The following is a 13,772-nucleotide window of genomic DNA, read 5'->3' as shown; positions in this document are numbered from 1 at the left end:
ACCCCCGAATCGGCTTCATCGCAGATGTCCGGACAAATAAAAAAGCACCTGATAGCTCAGGTGCTTTTTGTTTGCTGACGCAAAAATTAAACGCGAGTTACTTTACCGGATTTCAGAGCCTTCGCGCTTACCCAAACACGCTTCGGCTTACCGTTTACCAGGATTCGAACTTTTTGAACGTTGACGCCCCAAGTGCGTCTAGTCTTGTTGTTCGCGTGGGATACGTTGTTGCCGGTACCCGGACCTTTACCAGTGATAAAACATTTGCGGGACATTGCTTACACCTCCTTAAAACCAACCGCGTCAAAAACACACTCGAATATCATAGCACACGAAGATTGGGCACGTCAACGTGAAGCCTTGGATTTTTATTCATCCTAGGGTGACAAGCCCGGAGATCGGTCTTCCGGAGGCATCTTTGCTGCCGTCTGAAGGACGGCGCAGCCGTATATCTTAAAATATAAGAATTGATATCTCGCCGGGGCTCGATTCCTTCATCTTCTATATAAACGCGCCTCGTCCGTAAAAGACGGCGCAGCCGTATATCTTGCCTTGGACCGGGGCAGGGATAAAGCGATGCCGGTCTTCCGGCAGCCCCGGGGGATGCTCTTCTTCATTTCTTCCAAAAGATATAGTACAATGGAACGTAGTCCATCCGAATCTGGGTGAAAAGGAGCTGTATGGAGATGGCTGTCGAATTGGCAACACAATATGGCAAGATTTATGTAACGGATGAAGTGATCTCCGTACTTGCAGGATCCGCTGCTTTGGATTGCTATGGACTCGTCGGGATGGCGTCCCGAAACCAGTTCAAAGACGGGATCGCCGAACTGCTGCGCCGTGACAATCTGAGCCGCGGTGTGGAAGTCCACCGTGACGAAGAAGGCGTACTGACTATAGATTTATACATCGTTGTCAGCTACGGCACCAAGATCTCGGTCGTGGCCCACAATGTTCAAACCAAAGTAAAGTACATGCTCGGGGAAGTGGCGGGTCTGCAGGTGGACTCCGTCAATATTTTCGTACAGGGCGTGCGAATCGCAGAGTAAAGACTGTCATGCAGCAGTTGTCAGACGAGCCAGGTGACTGACGCGCCGGGCAGGGTAATCGCAGGAAGGGGAATGGTCTTTTTGAGTAAGCGCTTAAACGAAATGAACGGGCAAGACTTTATACGGATGGTCGAGGCAGGGGCCTATCGTCTGCGGACGAACGTCGACCGGGTGAATGCGCTCAACGTATTTCCGGTGCCGGACGGCGACACAGGGACGAATATGAACCTGACGCTGACCTCCGGGGTGGAGGAGCTGCGGCGCAGGCCTTCGGAGCATCTTGGCAAGGCGGCCGAGGCGCTGGCCAAGGGCCTGCTGATGGGGGCGCGCGGCAATTCGGGCGTCATCCTGTCTCAGCTCTTCCGAGGCTTCTCGAAGGCGGTGTCGGATCTGCCGGCGGCAAACAGCCAGCAGGTGGCGGCCGCGTTCCAGAACGGGGTAGACATGGCCTATAAGGCCGTGGTGAAGCCCGTGGAAGGGACGATCCTCACCGTGGCGAAGGAAGCCGCCAAGCAGGGGCTGCTGTCGGCGAAGCGTCAGACCAGCGTCGTCTCCGTCATGGCGGATATCCTCGGCAAAGCCCAGGAGGCGCTGGACCGCACGCCGGACATGCTGCCTGTACTGAAGCAGGTGGGCGTAGTCGACTCCGGCGGCCAAGGTCTGGTTCTCATCTACGAAGGCTTCCTCTCGGCCCTGGAATCCGAAGAGCCCGGTATCATTGAAGAGCCGGCCGATATGCCGTATGCCGCTTTCGGCGCGGTCCAGCCGCTCGACGAGCCGGCGGAGACCCCTTACGCCGCAGGACGCGGGGCCGGCGTTTATGCGAACGCTCATGATCTGACCAGCGCCCAATCGAAGCTTGCGACCGAAGACATTGAGTTCGGCTACTGTACCGAATTCATGGTAACGCTGAACCCGGGCAAGCCGGCGAGCCGCGAATTCGAGGAGGGCCTATTCCGGGAGGAGCTGTCCGCTTACGGCGATTCATTGCTCGTCGTGGCCGACGACGACCTCGTTAAGGTGCATATTCATGCCGAATATCCCGGCACGGTCATGAACCTGGCGCAAAAATACGGGGAGCTCAGCCGGATCAAGATCGAGAACATGCGCGATCAGCACACCCATATCCTGAACGAGGAAGCGGGTCATATGGCGGCCGAGGCGCGGCTTGCGGAGCAGCAGATCGCCGAAGCGCAGGAGGATACCGGTGCGCGCAGCCAGGCTGAGTGGAAGAAGTACGGCTTCGTGGCGGTCTCCGTCGGCGAAGGCATCTCCGGGATCTTCCAGAGCCTGGGCGTGGACCGCGTGCTTCACGGTGGCCAGACCATGAACCCGAGCACTGAGGATATCGTCCGTGCAGTGGCGGAAGTGGAAGCCCGCACGATCTTCGTGCTCCCTAACAACTCGAACATTATCCTGGCCGCCCAGCAGGCGGTCGAGCTGGTGGAGGACAAACAGATTATCGTCATCCCGAGCAAATCGATTCCTCAAGGCATCGCTGCGGTGCTGGCCTTCAACGAGGAGGCGGCCGCGGAAGAGAACGCCGAGGATATGGGCCAGGCGCTGCAGGGGGTGCAGGCCGGCCAGGTGACGTATGCCGTCCGGGATACGCAGATGGACGGCATCGATATCAAGCAGGGCGATTACATCGGCATCCATAACTCCCGTATCGTGTCGGCGGAGCCGGATCTCCTGGAGTCCTGCCGCAGGCTGATCGACAGCCTGCTGGGAGGCGGAGCCGAGATTCTGACGCTGTATACCGGCGAGGGAGCAGTTGAAAGCCAGACGGCCGAGCTGGTGGGCTATGTGGAGCAAACGTATGCCGATGTGGAAGTGGAAGTGCATGCCGGCGGCCAGCCGCTGTACTATTACATCATCTCGGCTGAATAGATACGAACAGATGAGAGTCCCTCCGGAGAACCGGCTGCCGGTGCAGCCTGCCGGAGGGGCTTTGGGTTTGAAGCGGGGCTTTCGGGGGTGTCTCCCGAAGCTCCATACCGATATGTTGTTGAAGAGGGGGAGGCTTTATTGAGCGGAGTGCGTATTGTAACGGACAGCACGGCGGATCTGCCCGCCGACGTCCGGAAGGAGCTTGGTATTGAGATGGTGCCGCTGAAGGTGCTCTTTGGTTCGGATGCGTACGCGGACGGCGTCGATCTCGGTCCCGAGGCGTTCTACACCAAACTGGCTGCGGCAGGCAGCCTGCCGACGACCTCGCAGCCTTCGCCGGCGGAGTTCCTTGAGGTTTATGAGCGGCTCGCGAAGGAAGGGGACGGTCCGATTATCTCGATCCATCTCGCTTCCGTGCTCAGCGGCACGTATCAGTCTGCGGTTCTAGCGAGCACCATGGACGAAGGAGGAGCGGACATTACGGTCGTGGACAGCAGGTCGGCCTCCTGGGGCATCGGCATGATGGTGATCGCGGCGGCCGAAGCGGCCCGCGAAGGCCGGAGCAAGGAGGAAATCCTGGAGATCGTCCGGAAGCTGCAGGAGGAGACCAAGATCTACTTCCTCGTAGATACGCTCGAGTACCTGCAGAAGGGCGGACGCATCGGCCGGGCGGCGGCATTGGTCGGCTCGCTGCTGAACATCAAGCCGATCCTGTCGCTGAATCCCGCGGGGGAGGTCTACTCGCTTGATAAGGTGCGGGGGCAGAAAAAGGCGATGAGCCGCATTGTGGAGCTCATTCGTGAAGACCTCGGGGGCCGGCCTTTCCGGCTGATTCCCGGCTATACGACGAACAAGGAGACGGCGGCGGAGCTTCAGTCGCAGATCTCGCAGCATTTTGATGTAACCGAAGTGCGGTATGGACCGATCGGTCCGGTTATCGGCACCCATGTAGGACCAGGAACCGTAGCGGCGTTCGTCTTTCCGCGGTAGAACCATGCTGGATCTGTATTCCCTTCCGGTTACGAAAGTGTCCGGCGTCAAAGGCAAGAAGCCTGAAGAGCTGCTCGGCCTCGGTATTTCGAGTGTCGGGCAGCTTCTCGATTATTATCCTTTCCGCTACGAGGATTACACGCTTCGCGATTTGACGCAGGTCAAGGACGGAGACAAGATTACGGTGCAGGGCACGATTGTCGGTGTCCCTCTCGTGCAGATGTACGGGCGGACCAAATCGAGGCTCACCTGCAAGGTTGTCGTCGACCCCTTGTTCGTGACGGCCGTCTGGTTCAACCGGCACTATCTGCGGGACAAGCTGACGGCGGGCGCCGAGGTGGTGTTGACGGGCAAATGGGATCAAAAGCGGCTGCAGCTGACCGTGACGGAGGTGGAGTTCCCGGGACAGGGAACCTCCCAGATCGGGACGCTTCAGCCGGTCTATTCCCTGACGGCGGCCCTGACACAGAAGTGGTTCCGCCAGACGTTGAAGCAGACGCTGGTGCAGTACGGCGAGATGATCCCCGAAGTGCTGCCGCAGGAGCTGCTGAACAAGTATGGTCTGCTGCCGCGCAAGCAGGCGGTGACGCTGCTGCACCTGCCGGGGAACATGGAGCAGGGGCAGCGGGCGAGACGCCGGATGGTGTACGAGGAGCTGTTCCTCTTCCAGCTGAAGATGCAGGCGTACCGCGCGCTGAACCATGAGCGGGCGGACGGGGTCGCGCATCCCGTCGATCTGCCCGCCGTGCGGGCCTTCGTACGCTCTCTGCCGTTCACGCTGACCGACTCGCAGAAGAACGTGCTCGCGGAGATCCTGCAGGACCTGCAGCATCCGCACTGCATGAACCGGCTGCTGCAGGGGGATGTCGGCGCCGGCAAGACGGTCGTGGCCGCCTCGGCGCTGTTCGCCGTCGTCAAGGCGGGCTACCAGGGCGCGCTCATGGTGCCGACCGAGATTCTGGCCGAGCAGCACAAGCGCTCGCTCGACCGGCTGTTCGAGCCGTACGGCATCCAGACCGCGCTGCTGACGGGCAGCCTTACCGACCGCCAGCGGCGGGAGGTTCTCGCCTCCCTGCAGATGGGGATGATCGACGTCGTCGTCGGCACCCATGCGCTCATCCAGGAGGACGTGTTCTTCCGGCGGCTGGGCCTTGTCGTTACCGACGAGCAGCACCGCTTCGGGGTCAACCAGCGCAGCATCCTGCGGCGCAAAGGGATGAACCCCGACGTGCTGACGATGACGGCGACGCCGATTCCGCGCACGCTGGCCATCACGGCCTTCGGCGATATGGACGTCTCGACGCTGCGCGAGCTGCCGAAGGGGCGCAAGCCGATCAAGACGTATGCGGTGACTCACGGCATGCTGGAGCGCGTGCTCGGCTTCATCCGCCGCGAGGTGGCCGCCGGGCGCCAGGCCTACGTGATCTGCCCGCTCATCGAGGAGTCGGAGAAGCTCGACGTGCAGAATGCGATTGACGTGCATGCCCAGCTCCAGTTCGAGTTTCCGGACTACAAGGTCGGCCTGCTCCACGGGCGGATGACGCCCGGCGAGAAGGACGAGGTGATGCGGGAGTTCAGCGCGGGCCGGGTGCACGTGCTCGTCTCCACGACCGTCATCGAGGTCGGTGTCGATGTGCCGAACGCGACGCTGATGGTCGTGTACGATGCCGACCGTTTCGGCCTCTCGCAGCTGCACCAGCTGCGCGGGCGCGTAGGCCGGGGCGAGCACCAGTCGTACTGCGTGCTCATCGCCGATCCGAAGAACGAGGTCGGCAAGGAGCGCATGAAGGCGATGACCGATACGAATGACGGCTTCGAGATCGCAAGGAGGGACCTGGAGCTTAGAGGCCCAGGGGACTTCTTCGGCACGAAGCAGAGCGGGGTGCCGGATTTCCGGCTCGCCGATATGGTCACGGACTTCGAAGTCATGGAGCAGGCGCGCGACGATGCTGCGGAGCTTGTGAAGCGGCCGGAGTTCTGGACCGGCACCGCGTATACCCCGCTGAGGGAGTTCCTCCAGCGGGAGCAGATTCTGAGCAGCGAGATGTTGGACTAATTTATACGCTAAGAGTCAACATGGCCGGGCCCTCCGTCATAAACTTACTGTGGGATCAAGTCAGACCAAGCACAGGAAGGATAATAACGGAGGTGCAGGGCATGAGCTATACGAAGCACGGCTTCGATCCGGCCCAGGTGGAGCGGATCAAGTTCAAGATGAAGAACCCGGAGACAAAGGAACGCGTCAAAATGATTTTGCAGGGCGTCAGCAAATACGACCTGCAGGACCGGGCGAAGGTACGCCGTTTCGTCGGCCTGCTGACGAAGACGCTCGGGGAGAGGGTCACCGAGCAGCAGACCGAGCATCTCGTGAATTTCGTCATCAGCCAGAAGATCGATCCGAGCAATACATTTCATCTGATCAAATTGTGGAGCATGTTCCGCTGAGGCGGAGCGTGCTTTTTTTTACAAGATAAGGCTCGATTCGGTACTGCCTCAAAGGACGGGAAGCCGCCCTATTCCGGGGGAAGGGAGGGGGCCAAAGGCGGCTTGCCAAGAGGGTCAGCTTGCGGTATGATCTATTATATACCGATCAGTACATAATGGGGGCGTGAAGGATGGCACGGCCAAGGGAGTTTGATGAGGAGCAGGCGCTTGGAGCGGCTCTCGAGGTGTTCTGGGATCTCGGCTATGAGGCGGCTTCGCTGAGCGATCTCACGGAGCGGATGGGCATCAACCGGCCGAGTCTGTACGCCGTGTTCGGAGGCAAGAGGCAGCTTTTCCTCCGGTGCCTGAACCTGTACCAGGAGAACTACTATGAGGGGATTCGGCAGCTTGCAGCACGAGGCGGGCCGGGCCTCGGAGGTCTCCTTGCGGTGTTCCGGCAGGTGGTGGAGATGGGCCTCGATCCCCGGGCGCGCCGCGGCTGCCTGTTCGTGAACACGATGGCCGAGCTGGCCGGACGGGATGCGGAGCTGGCACAGGACGCTCTGCGCTTTCAGGAGCGCCTCGCCGGCCTGTTCGCCGGCGTGCTGGGCGAGGCGGTGGAGCGCGGGGAGCTTCCTGCGGACACGAAGATCAGGGCGAACGCCCGCTTCCTGACGATGGCGCTCGGCGGCTTCTCGCTGCTCCTGAAGAGCGGTCCGCCGCAGGAGGTGCTCGAGGATGCGGTGGAGCGGACGCTCGCGGCGGTAACCGGCGGGGCGTGAGGGGGATGGGAGCATCAGGACCAGGCCGGAGATCTTCGGGGGCCTGGCCTGTAAGGGAAGTGCTTTTGCGAAGTAGAGACGTTCATGGGGGAGTTGTCCATGAAATAGCGGAAGTACGATGCGTAATTTCCCTTGCTGCCGGTGCACTTTTGAAAATAGAGGAACGCGGATGCGCTATTCGTGAGATCAAAGCGGTTTCCGGGCTTATCGGCGCCACATAAGGTATTTGAGTTCCGCTATTCACCGGGAAATAACGGGAAATACCTCCATAAGATACTGGAGTTCCGCTATCTTGGATCCACCCGTAACCGTGAAGGGCATCGCCTTCCGCAGCAGGAGGGCTTCCCGAACATTTTCTGAACATCATAGGCTCCGACGCCGGTTCCCGTCTGAGGGGCGTTCAACATATCACTCACGAAAAACGCTTGAATCGCCCACGGGTGATCCCGGCACCTCGGGGTGATCCAGCCGCACCTTCCGATACGGGTCCTCCCTCACGATCAACCTTCTGCCCGCATACAGCGCACCCCTACGGCCCATAAACGGACTCATAGCTTCGGCGGGAGGCAGGACGGCTTCACATCGTCTACGCATGTGTTGTTTTCGCTCCCCTTTGTATGCCCAATTATGTATCGATCAGTACAAAATGGAGAGGTGGAAAAAGCATGAAACTGCAGCAGCTGACCCCGCATGTATGGGGCGGATCCGTATGGCTTCCCGTTCCGGTGATGATCTGGTTCGCAAGGGAGAAGGAAGGCATTACGATCGTGGACGGGGGGGTTCTGCCGATGTGGGAGGGGGTGCGCAGGGCGCTCCGGGAGACATTCGCAGGCCTGCCGCTGCGGCGTGTGCTGCTGACGCACGGCCATCAGGATCACATCGGGATCCTTCCGCCGCTCATGGACGCCTATCCCGAGGTGCCGATCGTCGTTCACCGCGAAGAGATTCCGTTCCTGACGGGGAGCCGGTCTTACCGTTCCCTGAGGGAAGGAGTCTGGGCCCGCTATGCTCCGCCGGTGCCGGAGGAGAAGCTGACGGCTCTGCGCCTGGAAGCGTCGTACGCAGGCCTGCAGCCTTATTGGACGCCGGGGCACAGTCCGGGGCATACAGTGTTCTATCACGAAGCGGATGACATTCTATTGGCCGGGGATCTGTTCACCCGCTATTTCGGCCGGCTGCAGCGTCCTATTGCCGGGTTCACGGCCGATATGGAGCTGTCGCTGAGCAGCGGGAGCATCCTCGAAGAGCTGAAGCCGAAGTACACGGCCTCCGCCCACCTGGGCGTTACGCGTGATGCCCATCTGCAGTATTCCCGGCTTCTTCCCCCGCTTCTTTCCGGACGGTAAATTCATGCAGCGCCCCTTCTCCGGTATGCCCCGGCCGGGTCTCTATGATAGAATACGAGATATAGACCGCAAGGAGAGACTGTCAATCAAGACTGCATGCAAGAGTCAGCAGGATGACCATACAACAAAACGATAGAGCCCCGTGACCCGGGGCCAAGATGGGTGGGGGATCGGCAATGTCGGAGAAGGATTCGCAATCGCATGACAAACAAGCGCTGTCGCGGCGCAAGCTGCTGACGGTGATGGGAACCGCCGCGGCCGGCTGGATGCTGGCCGGCACGCCGCGGGTCGGAGCGGCCGCCGCCCCGGCCGTGGTGAGCGAGACGCCGCTGTGGCTGAACGTCAAGGCCTACGGTGCCCAGGGGAACGGGTTCCAGGACGATCTGTCCGCTTTCCGTTCAGCGGTGGAAGCGGCGAACCGCGCGGGAGGCGGAGTCGTGTACGTGCCTCCGGGCAGGTATATGCTGTCGGGGCCGGTCACGCTCGGCTCGAAGATCCGTCTGGTCGGCGACGGACCTGAAGCTTCGGTACTCAAGGGCATGAGATACGCCCTTCCGCTCGTGAGCGCATCGGGCGCGGAGCATGTTGCGGTGGAGGGGATCGGCTTCGAGGGCGTCGGCACCCTGACGGAGGCCGCTTCGTTCGAGGCGGCGGAGAAGGGGATTCACTTGTCGGACTGTGAGGACGTACGGATCGAGAACTGCACGTTCGCTTCGATCCCGAACGGCATGTGGCTTGTGGACAGCCGCCATGTGACAGTGCAGGGCTGCTCCTTCGATACGATTCTGTCCTCGAACAGCTTCTACGAAGGGTATGGCATCGCCGCGGAAGGCGGCGCCCATCTGCAGATCCGCGCCAACCGGTTCCGCGGGCTGAAGAAGCCGGGCGTATACCTGTATGCCGGCTGTTCGACCAGTACCGTGGACGGCAATCTGCTTGAGGAGAGCGCCGATGCTTTCATCGTGCTGTCTTCCTCGAGCAAAGCCTGCACGCATAACAGGATCACGGATAACACCGTCTCGGCCGCGGGCCTGGCGAAGGACCGTTCGTCGTGCAAGCAGGGGATCGTGCTGCGGGGCTACTGCGTGGACAACACGGTGACGGGCAACGACATCGCCCGGGCTTCGGAGGCCGGCATCGTGCTCGAGGGCGACGGCAAGTCGCTCGACGGCCGTCTGTCGGGAACGATTATTTCGGGCAACCGGATCGACTCGGTGCCGCGGGGCCTGGTGCTTGCCAACGCCGACGGCGCGGTCGTGACCGGCAACGTGGTCCGCAAGGCCGAGGTCGGCATCCTGCTCGAGCCGTCCGCTTCGGGCGATGGAGCGCGCTGCCGCTACAACCTTGTGTCGGGCAACATGCTCATGGCCTGCACCACGGCGGGCATCCGGCTGGCTGCCGGCTGCGAGGACACGGTCGTGTCCGGCAACAGCGGCGCAGGCAACGCGGAAGCCCTGGTCGTGCACGAGCAGGTGAAGGTACAGCCGGGCTTCTGATCGTAGGCTGTGGCAGCAGACGACTTCGCGTGGAGACCGCATCTGGCTGCTGTACTCGTAAAGTCTATTCCGCCGGAATGCCGCACATCGTGCGTGTTCACGGCTCTTTTCAGACAGCCCCATACCAGCCCTTGTTCCTTTCGGGAACAGGGGTTTTTGGCATGCGATTCCGGGAAGCAAGAACGAAAGAGAGCCCATTTGCAATTATTTCCTCTTGAAATGCGAATATTTGTTCGGTATCCTGTATACAATACATACGAACGTATATTCCCGTTTGGAGGGGTTTCTATGCAGCGTGTTATTCTGCTTGCAGATTGTCAGTCATTCTATGCCTCCGTCGAGAAAGCGGCTCATCCCGAATACAAGGACCGGCCCGTCGTAGTGGCGGGGGATCCGGCCCGCCGGTCCGGCATTATTCTCGCAGCCTGTCCCATTGCGAAGCAGTACGGGGTAACGACCGCCGAGCGGCTCGGGGAAGCGCTGGGCAAGTGCCCGGAGCTGATCGTGGTCCGGCCGCGGATGCAGACGTATATAGATGTTTCCATACAAATTACCGGTATCTACGAATCGTTTACAGACCTGGTTGAGCCGTTCTCCATCGATGAGCAGTTCCTCGATGTGACCGGTTCGCTTTCCTATTTCGGCTCGGCCGAGGAGATCGCCCGGCAGATCCAGCACAAGATTCAGGTGGAGACGAACGTATGGACCCGGGTCGGCATCGGACCGAACAAGATGCTGGCGAAGATGGCCACCGACATCTGGGCGAAGAAAAACGGCAGCGGTATCTTCACGCTGGACGAGGAGGGGCTGGAGCTTCTGTGGGAGCAGCCGGTGCAGAAAATGTACGGCGTCGGCTCGCGGATGGCCGCGCATTTTGCCCGGATGAACATCCATACGATCGGCGATATCGCGAAGCTGCCGCTCGCGGAGCTGAAGCGGCGGATGCGGGTGCGCTTCGGCAAGAACAGCGACATCCAGGCCGAGCTGTATTGGCAGACGGCGAGGGGGATCGATCCGAGTCCCGTGCGTCCGCGCACCCTCTTCGACGACCAGCAGGCGCTGGGCCACCAGATGACCCTGCCGCGCGATTACGGCCGCAAGGAGGACATCGACGTGATCCTGCTCGAGCTCAGCGAGGAGGTGGGGCGGCGGTGCCGGGCCAAGGGGTACATGGGGCGGGTCGTCTCCGCGGGCGCCCGGGGGGCCGATTACGAGCGGGGAACGGGCTTCTACCGCCAGACGACCCTGCCCGACCCCACGAACATCACGAAGGAGATCTACGAATCGGCCCGGAGGCTGTTCCATCTCCACTGGGACGGCCAGCCGGTGCGGCGGATCGGTGTGACGCTGTCGGGGCTGTGCAGCGACAGCGAGTACCAGCTCACGCTCTTCGACAACAAGGAGAAGACCCGCAGGCTCGAGCGGGTGACCGATGCTATCAACAGCCGGTTCGGGCGCACGGCGCTCCTGCGCGCCTCCTCCAAGCTCGACTCCGCCCAGGCGCACGAGCGCAGCGCCAAGATCGGGGGGCATTATAAATGAGCAAGAAGCTGCAGGGCAACGGCCGTTGGGAATCTTCGCGGATGATGCTGCCGGAGCACCGGGCGCAGCTCATCGAGCGGCAGCGCATCCAGTCGGGGGAAGCGCCGGCGGTGCGGGCGCAGGTGCCGACCAGGCAGGAGCTCGAGCTCATCCGCGACTATACGCTGCTGCCGATGATGCTGACCATCGTGGAGAAGAACCGGATCCAGATGGAGCTCTCGACCGTATCCATGAAGCAGCTCTATGTGATCGCGCTGGACGCCCTCATGCGGCGGATTCACATGGACCTCGTGCTTGTCAAGAAGTCGCTGCGCGAGCACGGCATCAAGGTCTACGACGATGAGACGGTGGACAGCGCCGTTCACTACCGCTACGTCTGCCGCGGTTATGAGGACCGCCTGGCGATGACGCGGGATGTGGTGCGTTCGGAGATCAGCGTCAGGCTGGCGCGGTATGTGGGGGGCCTGTTCAAAAAGGACGACGGAGGCGTCTAGAAGGGGAGCCGGGCGGCCGCTGCCCGCGCGGTTCCTGCCGGGGTACGGTCTTCCAAGGACGGCGGGCGCTGTCCGCTGTGTACGCGGCGGCAGGGCGATGCGGCTGCCGCGCCGCAGGGGGGCTCCGGCCGGCTGCGGCGCGGGCGGTTCGCCGCCCGGTCCTGCGGTGAGCAGCCCAGCGGCAGGACATCCCGGACCGGAGCGCTAAGGAAGCCCCGCATACCGGTTGTCGCCGGCGAAGCCTGCGGAGGCCCCGCATGTCACTGACCAAGCCTGTGGAGGCTTCTCCTTGCCGCCTGAGCCTTGTACGCAGAGGCCGGGCGGTTCGCGGCCACCCTCCGCTCCGGTTCCCGGCGAGGGGGCAGCGGAGGAAGCACGCCTACCGCCCGGCGCCAAGCTCGGGCCCGGGCACACCGCCCCGGCTGCCAAGGCGGCTTGCTTCACCGTACAAGCTTTTCGGGGAAAGAGGATATCCTAAGCTTATCTTCGAAGACGCTTCCCAGAAAGGCTGCTGCACATGATCCATCTCCGTTTGTTTCCCGGTCTGTATACGCACGTGAAATGGTTCGTACCCCACGGCAAAGAGGCTCCCGTGCCGATGACCGAGGTGATAACGCCATCGTTTTTGTTCTGGCTCGGAGTGACCCTGGCCGGGCTGCTGCTCTCCGCCGTATTCAACGAGCCGCTCGAGAGGGTCCCCCTCATCCGCAGGGTCCATGCGGTCCTTGACCGCTGGAAGCCGTACGAGACGCTCATCCTGCGGATCGGCCTGGGGGCCGGACTGCTGCTGCAGCTCGTGACCGGAACGTATCTTGCTCCGGAGCTCGCCGCGGACGGCTACTGGGTCACGGTGCTGCTGATTATCGCCTTTGCCGGACTGCTCTACCGTAGAACTCTTGTCATCAGCGGCGCGGCGCTCGCCGTCCTGTACGTCCATGCACTGGCCGATTACGGCCTGTTCCACGCCCTGGACTACATGTTCTACGTCGGGATCGTCTACTATCTCCTCGTGGAGCAGACCCGGTGGCGGCCTACGGCCACGCCGGTGCTGTACCTGTTCACAGGGCTGTCTCTCGCCTGGGTGGGGCTGGAGAAGATGACGCTGCCCCAGCTCGCCTACGGGATTATGGAGGAATACCATATTCCGACCTTCGGATTCAGCATGGAGAATTTCGTGCTCATCAGCGCGTTCATCGAGCTGGGGCTGGCCTGGACGTTCATTGTCGGCATTCTAAACCGGTTCATCTCGATACTGGTGACCCTGGTGTTCATCACGACGACGACGGTGTTCGGATTCCGGGAGATCGTCGGCCATACGATCGTCCATACGCTGCTGATCATGTTCCTTATCGAAGGACAGGGAGTCTTTCGCTCGCCGTTTCAATTTCACCGCTCCCCGGTGCTGCGGTGCCTGTTCGTGCTCGTGAATTTCGTGGTGCTGCTCTTCGGCCTTATGGCGGTCTACATCGCGCTGGGCACGGCGGCCTCCCACTCCTAGATTCAGCCGTGCGCTCCTGCCGCACGGCTGTTTTTCATAAGTACCACAGCTGCTCGGAGCTAGGCAGCCTCATGCATGCAGTCTTTTGAAGACGGCGATCTCTTACAGGGGCTCAGCCGGCGAACTTTACCAGCGCCCATCGGAGGCGGAGCGGCAGGAAACGCAAGATAGGACGGGTTCGGAGCCAAAAGCACAAAAATGGTGTAGCAATTCCAGCGGGTTCAGGTTAACATAGAGGTATGTTGTTCACGTGAACATTAA

13 protein-coding genes are annotated in these 13,772 nt (G+C 61.3%); 11 read left to right on the top strand and 2 right to left on the bottom strand.

Annotated elements, in window-relative coordinates:
• Positions 1-86: 86 nt before the first annotated feature.
• Complete coding sequence (rpmB, locus tag ACP26L_RS24560; protein WP_014371462.1) at positions 87-275, bottom strand: 50S ribosomal protein L28; 189 nt, start codon at positions 273-275, stop codon at positions 87-89.
• Positions 276-686: 411 nt separating this feature from the next.
• On the opposite strand from rpmB, the gene ACP26L_RS24555 reads away from it, so the two are divergent.
• The 10 genes from ACP26L_RS24555 to ACP26L_RS24510 all read left to right on the top strand — a co-directional run bounded on the left by ACP26L_RS24555 (position 687) and on the right by ACP26L_RS24510 (position 12,013).
• A complete protein-coding gene (locus ACP26L_RS24555) occupies positions 687-1,049 on the top strand; it encodes an Asp23/Gls24 family envelope stress response protein (RefSeq protein ID WP_014371461.1) in 363 nt (120 codons plus the stop codon).
• Positions 1,050-1,121: 72 nt separating this feature from the next.
• Positions 1,122-2,939 carry a DAK2 domain-containing protein gene (locus tag ACP26L_RS24550; protein ID WP_426447218.1) on the top strand — a complete coding sequence of 606 codons (1,818 nt, stop codon included), beginning with the start codon at positions 1,122-1,124 and terminating at the stop codon, positions 2,937-2,939.
• 138 nt (positions 2,940-3,077) lie between these two features.
• Positions 3,078-3,929: a DegV family protein gene (locus tag ACP26L_RS24545; protein WP_426447216.1), complete on the top strand. Its 852-nt coding sequence runs from the start codon at positions 3,078-3,080 to the stop codon at positions 3,927-3,929.
• Between the two features lie 4 nt (positions 3,930-3,933).
• Positions 3,934-5,985: an ATP-dependent DNA helicase RecG gene (gene recG / locus ACP26L_RS24540; RefSeq protein ID WP_426447215.1), complete on the top strand. Its 2,052-nt coding sequence runs from the start codon at positions 3,934-3,936 to the stop codon at positions 5,983-5,985.
• 101 nt (positions 5,986-6,086) lie between these two features.
• Positions 6,087-6,374 (top strand): stage VI sporulation protein F, encoded by a 288-nt coding sequence (locus ACP26L_RS24535; protein WP_426447213.1) that lies wholly within the window; start codon positions 6,087-6,089, stop codon positions 6,372-6,374.
• Positions 6,375-6,544: 170 nt separating this feature from the next.
• Positions 6,545-7,135 carry a TetR/AcrR family transcriptional regulator gene (locus ACP26L_RS24530; protein WP_426447211.1) on the top strand — a complete coding sequence of 197 codons (591 nt, stop codon included), beginning with the start codon at positions 6,545-6,547 and terminating at the stop codon, positions 7,133-7,135.
• Positions 7,136-7,800: 665 nt separating this feature from the next.
• A complete protein-coding gene (locus ACP26L_RS24525) occupies positions 7,801-8,481 on the top strand; it encodes an MBL fold metallo-hydrolase (RefSeq protein WP_426447209.1) in 681 nt (226 codons plus the stop codon).
• Between the two features lie 176 nt (positions 8,482-8,657).
• On the top strand, positions 8,658-9,977 hold the full coding sequence (locus ACP26L_RS24520) for a right-handed parallel beta-helix repeat-containing protein (protein WP_426447208.1): 1,320 nt from the start codon (positions 8,658-8,660) through the stop codon (positions 9,975-9,977).
• A gap of 288 nt (positions 9,978-10,265) precedes the next feature.
• Positions 10,266-11,519 carry a DNA polymerase IV gene (locus ACP26L_RS24515; protein ID WP_426447206.1) on the top strand — a complete coding sequence of 418 codons (1,254 nt, stop codon included), beginning with the start codon at positions 10,266-10,268 and terminating at the stop codon, positions 11,517-11,519.
• A complete protein-coding gene (locus ACP26L_RS24510; protein ID WP_426447204.1) occupies positions 11,516-12,013 on the top strand; it encodes a hypothetical protein in 498 nt (165 codons plus the stop codon). The genes ACP26L_RS24515 and ACP26L_RS24510 overlap by 4 nt, the downstream gene beginning before the upstream one ends.
• Here the strand turns inward: ACP26L_RS24510 and ACP26L_RS24505 are convergent.
• Positions 12,010-12,234, bottom strand: a complete 225-nt coding sequence (locus ACP26L_RS24505) for a hypothetical protein (RefSeq protein ID WP_426447202.1) — start codon at positions 12,232-12,234, stop codon at positions 12,010-12,012. The two genes, ACP26L_RS24510 and ACP26L_RS24505, sit on opposite strands and share 4 nt — an antisense overlap.
• Before the next feature lie 377 nt (positions 12,235-12,611).
• Between ACP26L_RS24505 and ACP26L_RS24500 the strand changes: the two genes are divergently transcribed.
• Positions 12,612-13,511, top strand: a complete 900-nt coding sequence (locus ACP26L_RS24500) for a hypothetical protein (protein ID WP_426455073.1) — start codon at positions 12,612-12,614, stop codon at positions 13,509-13,511.
• The last annotated feature ends 261 nt before the right edge of the window (positions 13,512-13,772 follow it).

The sequence above is a fragment of the Paenibacillus sp. S-38 genome (assembly GCF_049942825.1).
Classification (GTDB): domain Bacteria; phylum Bacillota; class Bacilli; order Paenibacillales; family NBRC-103111; genus Paenibacillus_G.
This window is presented reverse-complemented; position numbering and strand designations above follow the sequence as displayed.